This is a genomic window from Halomonas sp. LMYGS-3 (assembly GCF_059509875.1).
On record NZ_JCAKFQ010000025.1, the window covers coordinates 53,921 to 68,789 of the forward strand.

The window sequence follows — 14,869 nt, forward strand, 5'->3', positions numbered from 1 at the left end:
GAGCAGGAGTTGATCATGGCACATGAAGACATCATGAATGAGCTGGACAGGCGGCGTGAGAATGCACGCGCCATGGGTGGTGAGGAGAAGCTCCAGCGACGCAAGGAACGGGGCAGCCTGAATGCCGAGGAGCGGCTGGCATGCCTGGTCGACAAGGACAGCTTCATCGAGGTGGGGCTCCTGGGCGCGGCATCCGGGGGTAACCTCGACCCCGCCAAGACGCCACGCGACAGCAAGATCACCGGCTTCGGCAGGATCGATGGCCGTGACGTCGGCATCTGTGTCAACGACTTTACCGTCAAGGGGGCATCCACCGGTGGCACCAACTCCAAGAAGCTGGGCCATATTCGTCGCTCCACCGTGGAAAGGGGGATTCCCTTCATCCACATTGGCGAGTCGACCGGTGCTAGGCTGCCCGATGCCATGGGCTCCAAGGGCATGGGTACCATGCTGGGCAACGACACGACCCAGTTCCGCCGCGGCCGCGAGAACCCCTGGGCGGCTGCTGCCCTCGATACATCATTCGGCTCGTCCGCTTGGCTGATGTGTTGCTCCGACTTCTCCGTGATGAAGAAAGGATCCGTCATGTCGGTCTCCAGCCCGGGCCTGGTGTCGATGGCCATTGGGGAGCGAGTCGACCCTGAAGACCTGGGTGGCTGGCGCATCCACGCCGACATGACTGGCCTGGTGGATCGCTTCGTCAACACCGATGAAGAGGCCATGGAGGAAATTCGGCGTTTCATCAGTTACATGCCCAACAACAACATGGAGCTGCCGCCTGAATATGACATTCCGGCAGGGTCGGGTGACCAGCAGGAAGACATCCTCAAGATTCTTCCGGAAAGCCGTACCCATGTCTATGACATGCACAAGATCCTCGAGGTTATCGTCGACAAGGACAGCCTGCTGGAGTTCAAGCCACGCTTTGGCAAGCCAGCCATAGCCGCACTCGCTCGCTTGGGTGGCAAGACCGTCGGTATCATTGCCAATAATCCCATGGTGGGTGGCGGTGCCATGTCGGTCGAGGCTATCCGCAAGCTGATCGACCTGACGGTCCTGTGTGACTCCTTCAATATTCCGATCGTGCGTTTCGTGGATACCCCCGGCTTCGTGGTAGGTACTGGCGCGGAGAAGAAGGGGGCTCCTGGCCACATCATGAACCTGATGAACGCCACCTGTCTGACGACGGTTCCCCAGATTACCGTTCTCGTTCGCAAGGCTTACGGGCGTGCCTATGTTGCCCTGGGGGGTGGTGAGCATAACGATGAAATGATCGCCTGGCCGACCGCGGAGGTCAGCTTCATGGACCCGGTATTCGCCACCAAGATCGTGCATGGCCTGAGTCCTGGCGACGATGGTTTTGATCAGGCCCTGGCGGAAATACAGAAGGACATCGAGATCTGGGACATGGCTTCCATATTCTCGGCTCATGATGTCATCAAGCCCCAGGAAACGCGGGACTACCTGATTCGCATGCTGGATGTCCATCGCCGCCGCCGCACCAAGGGGGTCGGTCAGCACCTGATGCAAACCTGGCCCACCAGCAGCTAAGGGTGAATTCAATGAACGATACATTGCACGTCATTACTGAAGCACGTAAGGCCGGGCGCGACTCGCTGACCGAGGCCGAAGGAAAGCAACTTCTCGAAGCCTTCGGTGTCAGGGCGCCGCGCTCCGTGCAAGTCAAGGGGGCCGAGGATGTGTCTTCGGCCCTCCGTGACCTTAAGGCCCCCTATGTCGTCAAGGTGGTATCACCAGATATCCTGCACAAGAGTGATGCCGGTGGCGTTATGCTGAACCTTCAGGGTGCCGACGATGTGGTCGATGCCATCCAGACCATGGCCAAACAGCCCTTGATCCAGGAAGCCAATGTCGAGGGATTCCTGATCGAGGAAATGCTGTCTCCCGGCCAGGAGATCGTGGTCGGGGCGGTGCGTGATCCCTATTTCGGCCCGATGGTGATGGTCGGTCTAGGTGGTATCTTCGTCGAGGTTCTTAAGGATGTGGCCTTCCGGATTTGCCCGATCGGCGAACAGGATGCCTGGCAGATGCTTGAGGATCTCAGGGGCGCTGTCATTCTCGACGGCGTCCGCGGCGGTGAAGCCGTCGACAAGCGTGCCATCGTCGATGTCATCATGCGTCTGGCCGGCCCGGATGGCCTGTTGATGGAGCTCGACGAGGAACTGACGGAAGTCGATATCAACCCGCTCATCGTGTCCAGCACCGGTGCCATCGCCGCCGATGCACGGTTTATCCTTTCGTCGCCGGATGCCAATCAGCCCGCAGCCGTACCTGACGCACCCGATGACGGCCTCTCCGTCATCGACCGGTATACACCGCTGTTCGAGCCCAAGTCCATTGCAGTTGTCGGAGCATCCACCACCGGCGTCACCATGGCCAACACCTTCATCCGGCGCATGAAGGCCTATGGCTACGCCGGTAAACTCTACCCCATCCATCCCAAGGCCGATGAGGTGGAGGGGCTCAAGGCATATCCGAGCCTCGCCGATACCCCTGACCTCGTCGACTACGCCTATATCGCCATCGGCGCGAAGCGCATCCCGGAGCTGCTTGCCTCGGCCAATGGCCGCGTCAAGTTTGCCCAGGTACTGTCCAGTGGTTTCGGCGAGATCGAGGAGGGCAAGGCACTCGAGGAGGAGCTGGTGAAGAGTGCGCGTCAGGGTGGTTGCCGTGTCATCGGTCCCAATTGCCTGGGCATGTACTCTCCCCGCGGGAGAGTCACCTTTCCCGTCGATCCACCGGAGGAAGTGGGCAGTGTCGGCATCATTTCCCAGAGCGGTGGCCTGGGTACCGATATCATTAAGCGTGGCCAGTGGCGCGGCGTGCGCTTCAGTGGCGTCGTGACCATGGGCAACAGCGCCGACCTGGGGCCATCGGACCTTCTGGAGTACTATTTCGCGGATCCACAGACGAAGGTCGTCGGGCTGTACCTGGAGGGGGTCAAGGACGGTCGCCGACTTTTCGAGCTGCTCAATTCGGAGGAAGCCACCAAGCCGGTGGTGATCCTCAAGGGTGGCCGTTCCACCCAAGGCAATGCCGCGGCCGCCTCCCATACCGGCGCACTCGCCGGCGACCAGCGAGCCTGGGATGCGCTGTGCCAGCAAACCTGCTGCTCGATGGTCTCCTCCGTCGATGAGTTCATCGATACCCTGCTGGCCTTCCAGAACACAACCCTGAGGCCGGAGCGCCCGACTCGCCAGGTCGTGCTGTTCGGCAATGGTGGTGGTACGGGGGTGCTGGCCACTGACTACTTCGCCGAGCTTGGGCTCAACATTGAACCCTTCGCCGCGGAAACCCGCGCCGCCCTGGAAGCGCTGGAACTGCCACCGGGTACCAGTGTGGCCAACCCCATCGATGCCCCGGTTGGCACCTTGCAGGAGGAGAATGGGTGGATCGCCGGCAAGATCCTGGACAGGGTCTACGATACGTCCAACCCCGATGCCATCGTCATGCATCTGAACCTTGCCTCCTTTGTCGGGCGCAGTGACAAGGATCCTGTCGATAACCTGATCAAGGTCGCGGAACATGTGCAAATCACCCATCCGGGAAGGGCCCACTTCTTGCTGGTACTCCGTTCCGACGGCTCTCAGGAGCTGGATGACATCAAGCGCAAGTATCGCCAGCAGGCACTGGCTGTCGGCATCCCTGTCTATGACGAGGTGACCAACGCCGCCCAGGCGCTGTCGGTCGTTCAAACCATGGAAGTTCGCTTCGCCGCTCGCCAGCGGTAGTGGCGGATCAGGACCTGCGGGTTGGCCCAAGGGCCAGCCCGTGCCGATTGATAACTGTGTCGATCGATACATTGCCTCTGGACTGGCGAGTTACCCATGAACAACATGTCTGCAGCGACCAGGCGTTCCACACATCTCATTGATGGGCTGTTCGTCAACGAGGTCATGCCCGCCTATCTTCCCCCGCCGATGCCTACCATCGTGTTCCTGCACGGCGCGTATCAGGGCTGGTGGGTCTATGAAGCCTGGCAAGAATATTATGCGCTGGCCGGCTGGCGTACCATCGCCCTCTCGCTACGCAATCATCCAGGTTCTTACACTATCGAGGATCATCAATTCCTCGAACTCCAGCCCGATGACTATGTGAGTGATGTACTGAAGGTCGCCGATTGGCTTGGCTCGCCTTTCGTCTTGGTCGCACACAGCATGGGTGGCGTGGTGGGCCAGAAGGCGGCTGAGCGGTTGCCTGAGCTTGCAGCGCTGGTGCTGTTGGGCTCTGGCCCGCCCAGAGGGCTTGGAGCCAGCAGGCCGAAGGATCTGCCGTCCGGCAGCCCTTCGATACCTGATTATCAACAGGTCAGGCGGCACATGTTCGGCACTATCGATGATGCGGACTATGCCGAGTTCCATTCGAGGTTGGTACCGGAAACTCCCAGTGTCATGAACCAGACCGGGCGCGGTCGCGTGTCGGTGGACCCGGCACTGATCCGGGCGCCGGTACTGGCGGTCGATGCTGAACATGACCGCAACCAGTTCGGTCCCACCTATGCCGACTTCTACTCGGGAGAATATATTCGTGTACCGGGCGCCTCACATGCGCTGATGCTGGGCCCCTGGGGAATGGAGGTCGCCAACGCGATACACTGTTGGCTGAACAAGCGCATTCCAGGCTTCCTGTATGACCATCGACCGGCATGGTATAGACCCCGAGCCGGAAGCGCGGGTTAGAGTAGGCAAACCGGTGTCATGGACCCTGTCAGATATCGGGCCTGGGTGGTGTCATGCGGGTCAAGGCAGGTTAACTCAAGTCAAGTTGCTGATAGAAGCGCTCCAGCTGCTCTGGTGTAAAGCGCGATTCACGCAGTGACTTCAGGTGCGGGCCGAAGGATTCCTGGATCTCGTCGCTGAACCGAATCATGATTTCAGCCATGTAATAATCATGCCTTATCAATGACTCAGCCGTGGTGATAATGGGCTGATTGCGGGTATACGAAGCAAATACCTTGCCCTGCACATTAGCGGTCAACAACTGTTCATGATCCACCGTGATCGTGAAGAGGTTATCGGCCGTGCCTATCGTCTTGCCGTTACCCTCGTGTAGATATATCTTGACATCATCCGAGTAACGAAACTCTTCCGCGTCCTCTCCGAAGAGGATAATAAATACCTCGATGCCAGAATTGGCCATACTGCGCAGCACATCTTCGTGACGTCGAAGCACCTGGTCCTGTGCCTTGATCCAGATACACTTGCTCGCACTAAGCACCATCTGCTTGATGCGCTCATCCACGGCGGGCTCACCGGAGATTGTCCAGACATACTGTGAGTCTTCGCTCTTGCTCAGCGAGTTTAACTGGGAAGTGAGCAGATCACATCGCCTCTGGGTGGAACTGGCAATGCCCTCGAGCAGTACCCGAGGAGGAACCGGCACGAAACGCACCGGATCTTCGCTCACGGGCTGCACGGCTTCCTTACGGGTCAGGCTCTCCAGCGCGTGATAGGCATTGGCGCGGGGAACGCCGGTGACCTTGCTCAACTCATAGGCAGTGACCGGGTGCATCCGAAGAAGCTGAATGTATATCTTGGCTTCATAGTCCGTGAAGCCCAGCTTCTGCATCTCGCTGGACAATCCACTCGAGATACTTTCGTCAAAGCGTAAGCGGTTTGCCAAAACTTACCTCCGGTACTGCCTGAAATGTTCAGTCTGCAGAAGCTGCCCGGCATACGGACTGGCCCGTGCATCATGAATCTATGTGTTGAAATAAAAGCTCAGATAACTCATATAACTACGCACCTCGGCTCTCAATGGCCTCGACGAGTCTCACGATACGTTCGGCGCCTTCGACATGGAGATTCTCGATCAGCTTACCATCTACCAGGACGACGGCACTACCCTCCGCTACGGCATCATGATATGCCGCAATGATCTTTCGAGCCCAGGCGACATCCTCATCGCTCGGGGCGAAGACCTCATTTGCCACCTCAATCGTCTTGGGGTGGATGAGGGTCTTGCCATCGAAACCCATTTCCAGGCCTGAACGGCATGCCTTACGGTAACCATCATCGTCATTGAGGTCGAGATGGACCCCGTCGAGGATGGCCAGGCCGGCAGCTCGCGCAGCCAGCACGCAGGTGGACAGGCTATGCAGCATGGGAAGCCGCATCTCGGTATGCGCACAATGCAGGTCCTTGGCCAAGTCGGACGTGCCCATCACCAGCACTTCCAGGCGGCTGCTGGCGTCGGCAATCTCCTCGGCGTGGAGAATCCCCCTTGGGGTTTCCATCATACACCAGATGGCCAGGGACTCCGGGGCCTGTGCTGCCCTCAGGATTGCCTCGGCACGCCTGACCGTGTCGGCACTTTCCACCTTGGGCAACAGCACCGCGTCGGCTTTCGAGCGTGCGACCATCATCAGATCGTCGTGCCCCCAGGGGGTGTCGAGCCCATTGACACGGACAACAATCTCCCTGTGGCCATAACCACCGGCCTCCAGAGCTTCCAGGATAAGGTCTCTGGCTTCCGGCTTGGCGCCAGGCGCAACGGCATCCTCCAGGTCCATGATCAAGGCATCGGCCGGCAGGCTGCGTCCCTTGTCCAGCGCCCTGGCATTGGATCCCGGCATGTAAAGCACACTACGACGTGGACGTGCGTTCGCGGTCATCGCTCTTGTTCCTCTATCTTGGCGGCACGGGGCAGGTTTGTCCTGCCATGAATGGTATACCGAGGCGAGTCTACCTCCAGGCCACGTTGGCTTGCATGGTCAGGCCACCACTGGTGGTGCAGGCCCAGAGCTCTCCCTCATTTTCCGCCTCAGTGGGCTTCCCCTCGGCCTTGAAGGTCTCGCCGCAGAACAACGGACTCATGGCCCGAAACGAGAACTGGGTCACCGTACTATTCGGGTTGTTGCGTTGCCAATTGTCGATCAGGAAAGTGGCAATCAGTTGACCATGCACGATGAGTGCGGGATAGCCTTCCACTTCAGTCGCATAGGGATAGTCATAATGGATCTTGTGGGCATTGAAGGTAACGGCCGAGTAACGAAACAGCAGCGGAGTATCCGGATGGATTTCCCTACTCCATGCGGCGCCCTCAGGAGCGGGCTTGCGCTCGGGCACACCGGTTGCGGCTGGCGGGTTATCCCGGTATACCAGATCCTGCTCTTCCTCCAGGGCCACTCCTTCGGAATTGGAATAAGCGTGCTTGACCGTGACGAAAGCCAACGATCCGCTTTTACCTTCCTTTACCTTTATATCCTGCACAGTCGAGGTCTTGGTTACTTTTTCACCGATAATCAAAGGATTGTAGTATTTGATCCGACTCCCTGCCCACATACGTCTCGGCAAGGGAATCGGTGGCAGGAAGTCACCTCGCTGAGGGTGGCCATCCGAGTCGATCTTCGACTGCGGCACCCTCGGGACGAAATAATTCCAATGCGCCGTGGGTGGAAGTGTGGCGCCGCGCTTCGGCCAATCTTCGGCAGGCACGTCGAGCGCCGCCATCATGGCTGTCACCGGCCAGAGCTCAAGCTCCTCCTCTGCCGTCTCGGTGTTACCGATCCACTTCTGAAGATACTCCAGATCCAAGGCCATAACTCTTCTCCCGTTGCCTTCGGCAGTGTGTAGTAAAGCGGTCTCAGGCCCCGCCCTCTCAAGCTCGATCCTAGCCGAACGCAATAGTAGTTGCAAGAACGACCACCATGATTGTAGTATCATGAAACCGCGCTGGCCATCCCGCTGAGCCGCTACCCTGGCAGCGTGGGCCTGGTCATCCTGGGGCATGCCTTTCGCCCCCTGTCCACTACCACTAACAGTCAAGGCATCGGAGAGAAGCTCATGACCCTGATCGACGTGAAGACAGAGATCACCGGAAACGTCTGGAAAGTCGAAACAAATGAAGGGGATACCGTAACGGAAGGGCAGGTTCTGGTTGTCCTTGAGTCGATGAAAATGGAAATTCCCATCCTGTCTCCGGAAGATGGTGTCATCAAGGATCTCCGTATCAAGGAAGGGGATGTAACAACGGAAGGTGATGTGGTGGCCGTCATAGAGGCATAAGCAACGACCTTCCAGCGAGTGTGAGGAGCTCACTATATGAATAAAGTGCTGATAGCAAACCGCGGAGAGATCGCTTGTCGAATCATCAAGAGCTGCAAGAAGCTGGGTCTTACCACAGTCGCGGTATACTCGGAGGCAGATGCTGAGGGGTTGCATGTCAAGATGGCCGATGAGGCCTATCCCGTGGGCCCCGCCTCTGCCAAGGAAAGCTACCTGGTTGCCGACAAGGTCCTGAAAGTTGCCCTGGAATCCGGTGCCCAGTTCGTTCATCCAGGATATGGTTTTCTATCGGAAAGCAGCCGATTTGCGAGAGCAGTGGAGGATGCTGGACTGAAGTGGGTCGGCCCGAGCCCTCAGAGCATTGATGACATGGGGGACAAGGAACGGGCAAGGGAAATCGCCAAAGCGGCCGGGGTCCCCGTGTTACCCGGGAGTCCTCGTTTCAACGTTGGCCAGCTAGACAACATCGAGGAAGCCGGAAAGGCCGTGGGTTATCCACTGCTGGTCAAGGCCTCGGCAGGTGGAGGCGGTATTGGCATGCGTCTCGTCGAGTTCCCCGAACAGCTCCTGGAAATTGCACAGGCCACCCAGTCCATGGCCGAAAAGGCGTTCGGGGATGGGACGATATTCCTGGAGCGCTTCATCGCGAATGCGCGTCACATCGAAGTGCAGGTCTTTGGTTTCGGCAATGGCGAGGCCATCCACCTCTATGAACGTGACTGTTCATTGCAGCGGCGCTACCAGAAGGTGATCGAAGAGAGCACCGCACCTGGGCTGCCCGAGGCGGTACGTGAAAAGATGGTAAGCGTGGCTGCATCACTCTGTCAGCATCAGAGGTATTCCAGCGCAGGTACTGTAGAGTTTGTCGTCGATGCCGCTACTTTCGACTTTTTCTTCCTGGAAATGAACACGAGGATTCAGGTCGAGCATCCTGTCACCGAGATGTGCACCGGTACAGATCTGGTTGGCATGCAGATGAAGTTGGCACAGCAGGACCTTTCTCCCATCAAGCAGGCGTCCATTGCTCACCAAGGCCACTCGATCGAGTGCCGCATCTATGCTGAGAACCCCGCCAAGAATTTCATGCCATCGCCGGGCCCTCTGGCGCGCTTCAAGTTGCCGGATGAGACCCACGATATTCGTATCGACTGTGGATTCCAGGAGGGTGATCAGGTCACGTTCTTCTACGACCCGATGATTGCCAAGATCATATGCCATGCAGAGACTCGCCCCAAGGCCATTGATAGGATGCTCAAGGCCCTCGACGAGGTTGAAATTGAAGGCGTAAAAACCAATACGCAGTTTCTAAAAAGTTGTCTAAAGCATCAGGATTTTGTGTCGGGGAAAGTATCTACCGGCTTCATCGACAAGCGTCTTCCCGACCTCATCAATAGCTGACTTTCTTCGGAATTACTATTGTCAATCCCTGTCGGGGTGCCGCCTAAGGCACCCCGAGCACCAGGAAGACCTATGCGTTCAACACTAAATCTTTAACCGCAATCTATTATTCATCCGCATACATATAAAAATCATGATGAAATCTCCCTCTATATATCCTCTCATCAACCACAAGGCACGATGTTTCCTTTAAAACACTTAGCTAGAAATTTCCATGGCAACCCTAAGGATTGATCGCTCATGTCCGCATACTCACTGTTCACTTCTGAATCTGTCTCTGAGGGTCATCCGGACAAAATTGCAGACCAGATATCCGATGCGGTCCTCGATGCAATCATGGCTCGAGACAAGAAAGCTCGTGTCGCCTGTGAAACCATGGTCAAGACTGGCGTAGCCATTATTGCCGGAGAAATTAAAACCAAAGCCTGGATTGATCTTGAACACTTGGTTCGCCAAGTGATACTCGATATAGGCTATTCTTCATCTTCCGTCGGGTTTGATGGTGAGACATGTGGTGTCCTCAATCTAATCGGAAAACAAAGTAACGACATTTCACAAGGTATTGATCGCGAAACACCTGAAGAACAAGGCGCGGGTGACCAAGGCATGATGTTCGGCTACGCGACCAATGAGACCGAATCCTACATGCCAGCACCAATCCATTATTCACACCGCCTGGTAGAGCGCCACGCCGAGCTACGCAAGAATGGTTTATTGCCTTGGTTGCGCCCAGATGCAAAGAGCCAAATTACATTCCGCTACGGTACTGATGGGCGTCCTCAATCCGTCGAAGCAGTCGTATTTTCAACTCAGCACGATCCCGAAATCTCCACAGACAAGCTTCGCAAGATAGTCAAGCGAGAGGTAATAGAACATGTGCTGCCAAACGAATGGCTGTCCGACCATACTCAGTTTCACATCAATCCCACTGGAAAATTTATCATCGGGGGGCCTGTAGGAGATTGTGGACTGACTGGTCGAAAAATAGTGGTAGATACATACGGGGGAATGGCACGTCATGGTGGCGGTGGTTTTTCAGGTAAAGATCCTTCCAAAGTCGATCGAAGTGCTGCTTACGCAGGCCGGTATATTGCTAAAAACATTGTCGCTGCCGGCTTGGCAGAGCGCTGTGAAATTCAGATTTCCTACGCGATTGGTGTAGCTAGCCCCACATCAATTTCCTTAAACACTTTTGGAACTAATCGTATCAGCGAAACAATGATCATTGAGCTGATCAGAGACAACTTTGATCTTCGTCCCCATGCAATTTGCGAGATGCTTGACCTTATGCATCCCATGTATCGCCTGACTGCCGCGTATGGCCATTTTGGGCGCGAACCATTTGAACACTGTTATACTTGGTCGGATGCTGAAGGAAATGAACAAAGTGAAATATTTACTGCGTTCACATGGGAAAGGACTGACAAGGCAGAAAAGCTCAGGAATCTTGCAGATCTTCAGCCGCAGCTTACTGGACAACAATCCCTCACGGGTAAACAACATTCCATATGACACATCATCAAGGTGATGACTTTCCATATGGGGAAGAGTTCATGACACTACTTCTCCATATAACTGGAGCCCACTAGCTGTGTACCTACTGACAGGCACAATATTTTTATTATCTGTCTTTTTGACATCAGCCCTGTCCGGCGTCTTTGGTATGGCCGGGGGACTACTTCTCCTCTGGTTTTTGGTTCTACTCTTTCCCGCAACAGCAGCAATTGCTGTGCATGGCATAATCCAGTTTTCGGCCAATTTTTCACGTGCCTGGATATCTCGTAACTACATTGTGTGGCCTGTCGTCGCAAAGATAACGACAGGGGTACTGCTAGCCGCAGGAATATTGCTGATAGTCAATTACACGCCCAATGCCGCCACCATCTCCCTGGCAATAGGGTTGATGCCTCTTTTGGTATGGATGCCTATCAACTGGATTAAACTGGACGCTTCACGATCTGGTCATGCATTAGGATGTGGACTTACCGCCGGAGGGCTTACCATTGCTGCTGGTGTATCTGGCCCTCTGATCGATATTTTCTTCATTCGTACTCACATGGGGCGACGCCAGATAGTAGCTACCAAGGCCACTATCCAAGTCATATCTCACGCAATAAAAACAATATTCTATCTTGAGGCAGCCTTATCATTGAGCAAAGGTGAATGGGGAGCTATTTTACTGGCTGCGCCTTTAGCTATAGCTGGCACTAATGTCGGCAACTATATACTAATGCGCATGACTGATGCCAATTTCAAATCTTTAGCACGCTGGATTGTTACGGCTATTGGTATCTTCTATTTTATCCAATGGCTATTTTTGTTGTCATGGGACTGAACCTCACTCCTATCGGAGACGGGAACTGGTGGGAAATCCGGTCGGCCTTTCAAACAATTTCCATGGACCGATCTTGTCTCGCATGGGGACATCACTCTAAGCGATGTATCTAGCCTACATGCCCTCGGGACTGATCAGTCCCGACATTGCCGGTTGCAGCCATCTAGATGTACTCGAACATCTGCCACCGCATGGCATTGCAGGCCTCGAACCCTTCCCCATGGATCGCCTCATCCTTGAGGCCATGGATGAAATTCTTGGCCCTTCTCTCGTTTGCAGGAAACATACCACTCCGGTAATGGCTTGGCTAAAGAACTTCCGGATTGATGATGCTCTGCGGCTTCCCTTCGTAAAAAGCCCGAAGGTTATCGAATGCCTCCCCGAAGTACAGTTCGTAGTTATCCCGTTCAACATACCCGAGGTGAGGGGTGCACACTACATTGTCCAATTCGATAAGCGGATGATTCACAGCTGGCTCATCCTCATAAACATCAACCGCCGCAAAGCCGGGTCGCCCAGCCTTCAGCGCCGACAACAGGGCCCCGGGTTGCACCAGCGCTGCACGGCTGGTGTTGACCAGGATCGATGACCCCTTCATTCGAGCGAGGTCAGATTGACCAACAATGCCCCTCGTCCCCTCTACCAAAGATAGTTGGAAGGTCAGCTAATTAGCGTCATCAAGTTGACCACGACGGCAACAGAATTCACCCAAGCAATGCCCAACTCACGGGAGGCCCCCACCGCGATCATCCCCATACCGAACCCGGTTACCGCCTGGAAGTAACCGGCGACAGCAGCGATCGCCATGAAAGGAAGCAATACCGCAAGGGTCATCGTTTGTTCGATCCTTGTCTAGCGCCATGAACTTGATGCCGGTCACCCTGGATATGAAAGCACTTTCCTCGCTACCAGCGATATCATTGACTCTAGAACCGGCCAGCTCCAACAGGAGCACCGAACGCCCGGGCCAGCGGATACGTTGCTACCTCGCTACCAGAGAGAGAATGCTCTTCAACATGATCGCAGCCCCCAAGCCGATCAGTGTCAGCATGGCAGCCTGGCGCATGACCTTAGCCGAGCACGGCGGTGGGTAGCGGCGTCCGAACCATGTCACGAGTGCCACCACTGGCATCGACCAGAGGGCGAGCCCCCAGACATCCATCGTCAAGTCACCCTGGCTCGCGACGAACAGAGTGCGTACCCCAGAGGTGATCCCGAAGCACAGGATCAGTAACAGCCGTATCGTGTCCATCGGCAGCGGCTGGCGATAACAGTGGTAGATGACCGGTGGACCGGGCACGCCGAACAGTCCTCCGCACAGGCCCGTTAAGGCGCCGCTCACGGCAAAGGTCCAGGAGGCGGATACCTGATGACGTGGACGTGGATGCAGACCGATGCTGATCCCGCCGTAGAGCACCAGAGTGCCTAGCAACAGGGTCAGCAGGACCGTGAAGGTAGCGCTCAGCCATGACAAGGCCCAAACGCCCACCATAATGAACGGCACGATGCCCACCGTCAGCGCTGTGACCCGTCGCCATCCCAGATCATGCCACCCTCCTGGCAGCGCCACGGCACTGTTGACCAGGGTGACCAGGCTGACCACCGCCGCCAGCACCGGGACCGAGGCCACCCCGAACCCCCCGGCTGCCCCCATCACGATCATACCGAGGCCGAAGCCTGACACCGTATGCAGGTAACCGGCCACGGCCATGATGGCCAGCGTCGCCAATAATGCCCCGGGCTCGAGCCCTACGGTCAAAGAAGCCATAAATGCCAGGGGAATCTCGAGGCTCATGGGCGATCAACTGGCGCTGCCATCGCTCCGCGACTCAGCAGCCTGGGCCTGCACCGTGGTCACGGCGATGACGTGGTAGATGTCGTCGACGCTGCAACCCCGAGACAGGTCATTGGCGGGCTTGGCCAGCCCCTGCAGCAACGGGCCGATAGCCTCGGCGCCGCCGATGCGCTCGGCCAGCTTGTAGCCGATGTTGCCGGCCTCGAGGTCGGGAAAGATCAATACATTGGCGTTGCCCCTGACTCGGGAGTCCGGCAGCTTGCGCTCGGCGATCTCGGCCACGATGGCGGCATCGAGCTGGACATCCTCGTCGATGGCCAGTCCAGGGCGCGCTTCCTTCACCTTGCGAGCGGCCGTTACCACCTTGTCCACCTTGCCATGTCGTGCGCTGCCGCTGGTCGAGAAGGAGAGCATGGCGACCCGCGGTGCCTCACCCAGTAACGTCTCGGCACTGTCGGCCGCCGCCATGGCAATCTCCGTCAGCTGATCGGCATCGGGGTCGATGACCAGACCGCAGTCGGAGAAGATCATGCCGCCCTTGAGGCTATGGAACGGCTTGCACAGCATCATCAGGAAGAAACTCGAGACCAGCTTGCAGCCGGGCGCGACGCCCAGTATCTGGATGGCCGTGCGCACCACATCGGCCGTGGTGTGAACCGCACCGGCCACCGAGCCGTCCGCATGCCCTTCCCGCACCAACAGATTGGCGAAACACAGCGGCTCACGTACCGCCTCCTCGGCCTGCTCGCGTGTCATCCCCTTCCTTTCCCGCAGCGCATGGAGCGCCTCCGCCAGGGAGCCGGTCAGGGGTGAGTCGGCAGGATCGATCAGCTCGACTCCTGCCAGGTCGACCCCGTGGGTGGCCGCCGTCGAGGTGATCGCCTGACGATCCCCTACCAGCAGAATTCGAGCGATACCGCCGTCGGCAGCCTGGATCGCCGCCCGGAGAACGCGTTCGTCCTCGCCCTCGCAGAGCACGATTCGCCGGGGCGAATGGCGGGCACGGTCGAGTATCCGGTTCAGTGCTTTCATATCACAGACCTCCTGCACTCGGGCATGACATCGCCCTGAAGAAAAAGTCCCTGGAGAAAAAACCCCCGGCCAGGCCGGGGGAAGACCACTGCCACTGAACTGACCGGCCTCAGACGTAGTCCTGGTACTTCTCCAGCAGGCGCACCGGCTTCTTCAGCGCGTCGCGGCGGAACGGGTCGCCCAGCTCGCGGGTGCACATGATCTCGAGAATGCAGGTCTTGCCCTCGGTCATCTGCAGGTCGATCGCCTTCTGCAGCGCCGGCCCCACGTCCTCCAACCGGT

General features: G+C 57.0%; 14 protein-coding genes. 7 read left to right on the plus strand and 7 right to left on the minus strand.

Annotated elements, in window-relative coordinates; genetic code table 11:
* The first annotated feature begins 15 nt into the window (after positions 1–15).
* The 3 genes from AC5W54_RS18290 (at position 16) to AC5W54_RS18300 (ending at position 4,700) form a co-directional block, all read left to right on the plus strand.
* Positions 16–1,551 carry an acyl-CoA carboxylase subunit beta gene (locus AC5W54_RS18290; RefSeq protein WP_495963529.1) on the plus strand — a complete coding sequence of 512 codons (1,536 nt, stop codon included), beginning with the start codon at positions 16–18 and terminating at the stop codon, positions 1,549–1,551.
* Between the two features lie 11 nt (positions 1,552–1,562).
* Entirely contained in the window at positions 1,563–3,752 is a 2,190-nt protein-coding gene (locus AC5W54_RS18295) for an acetate--CoA ligase family protein (RefSeq protein ID WP_495963530.1), read from the plus strand.
* Positions 3,753–3,848: 96 nt separating this feature from the next.
* Positions 3,849–4,700, plus strand: coding sequence for an alpha/beta hydrolase (locus AC5W54_RS18300; protein WP_495963531.1), 852 nt, complete (start codon positions 3,849–3,851; stop codon positions 4,698–4,700).
* 70 nt (positions 4,701–4,770) lie between these two features.
* On the opposite strand, the gene AC5W54_RS18305 is transcribed toward AC5W54_RS18300, so the two are convergent.
* The 3 genes from AC5W54_RS18305 to AC5W54_RS18315 all read right to left on the minus strand — a co-directional run bounded on the left by AC5W54_RS18305 (position 4,771) and on the right by AC5W54_RS18315 (position 7,562).
* Positions 4,771–5,589 carry a TrmB family transcriptional regulator gene (locus AC5W54_RS18305; RefSeq protein ID WP_495963532.1) on the minus strand — a complete coding sequence of 273 codons (819 nt, stop codon included), beginning with the start codon at positions 5,587–5,589 and terminating at the stop codon, positions 4,771–4,773.
* 169 nt (positions 5,590–5,758) lie between these two features.
* Positions 5,759–6,634 (minus strand): HpcH/HpaI aldolase/citrate lyase family protein, encoded by an 876-nt coding sequence (locus tag AC5W54_RS18310; protein ID WP_495963533.1) that lies wholly within the window; start codon positions 6,632–6,634, stop codon positions 5,759–5,761.
* Positions 6,635–6,704: 70 nt separating this feature from the next.
* A complete protein-coding gene (locus AC5W54_RS18315) occupies positions 6,705–7,562 on the minus strand; it encodes an HTD2 family dehydratase (RefSeq protein ID WP_495963534.1) in 858 nt (285 codons plus the stop codon).
* A 243-nt stretch (positions 7,563–7,805) separates the two neighbouring features.
* On the opposite strand from AC5W54_RS18315, the gene AC5W54_RS18320 reads away from it, so the two are divergent.
* From AC5W54_RS18320 to AC5W54_RS18335, 4 genes are all read left to right on the plus strand, one after another.
* Positions 7,806–8,027, plus strand: coding sequence for a biotin/lipoyl-binding carrier protein (locus AC5W54_RS18320; RefSeq protein WP_495963535.1), 222 nt, complete (start codon positions 7,806–7,808; stop codon positions 8,025–8,027).
* Positions 8,028–8,063: 36 nt separating this feature from the next.
* The gene (locus tag AC5W54_RS18325; RefSeq protein WP_495963536.1) at positions 8,064–9,425 is read left to right on the plus strand and encodes an acetyl-CoA carboxylase biotin carboxylase subunit; all 1,362 of its coding nucleotides are present in this window, start codon (positions 8,064–8,066) and stop codon (positions 9,423–9,425) included.
* Positions 9,426–9,665: 240 nt separating this feature from the next.
* Complete coding sequence (metK, locus tag AC5W54_RS18330) at positions 9,666–10,937, plus strand: methionine adenosyltransferase (RefSeq protein WP_495963537.1); 1,272 nt, start codon at positions 9,666–9,668, stop codon at positions 10,935–10,937.
* Between the two features lie 79 nt (positions 10,938–11,016).
* Positions 11,017–11,760: a TSUP family transporter gene (locus AC5W54_RS18335; RefSeq protein ID WP_495963538.1), complete on the plus strand. Its 744-nt coding sequence runs from the start codon at positions 11,017–11,019 to the stop codon at positions 11,758–11,760.
* A 307-nt stretch (positions 11,761–12,067) separates the two neighbouring features.
* Here AC5W54_RS18335 and AC5W54_RS18340 read toward each other — a convergent pair whose 3' ends face one another.
* From AC5W54_RS18340 to pta, 4 genes are all read right to left on the minus strand, one after another.
* On the minus strand, positions 12,068–12,406 hold the full coding sequence (locus AC5W54_RS18340; RefSeq protein ID WP_495963539.1) for an NAD(P)-dependent oxidoreductase: 339 nt from the start codon (positions 12,404–12,406) through the stop codon (positions 12,068–12,070).
* Between the two features lie 14 nt (positions 12,407–12,420).
* Positions 12,421–12,594 (minus strand): hypothetical protein, encoded by a 174-nt coding sequence (locus AC5W54_RS18345; RefSeq protein WP_495963540.1) that lies wholly within the window; start codon positions 12,592–12,594, stop codon positions 12,421–12,423.
* 148 nt (positions 12,595–12,742) lie between these two features.
* A complete protein-coding gene (locus tag AC5W54_RS18350) occupies positions 12,743–13,555 on the minus strand; it encodes a TSUP family transporter (RefSeq protein WP_495963541.1) in 813 nt (270 codons plus the stop codon).
* A 6-nt stretch (positions 13,556–13,561) separates the two neighbouring features.
* On the minus strand, positions 13,562–14,587 hold the full coding sequence (gene pta / locus AC5W54_RS18355) for a phosphate acetyltransferase (RefSeq protein ID WP_495963542.1): 1,026 nt from the start codon (positions 14,585–14,587) through the stop codon (positions 13,562–13,564).
* Between the last annotated feature and the right edge of the window lie 282 nt (positions 14,588–14,869).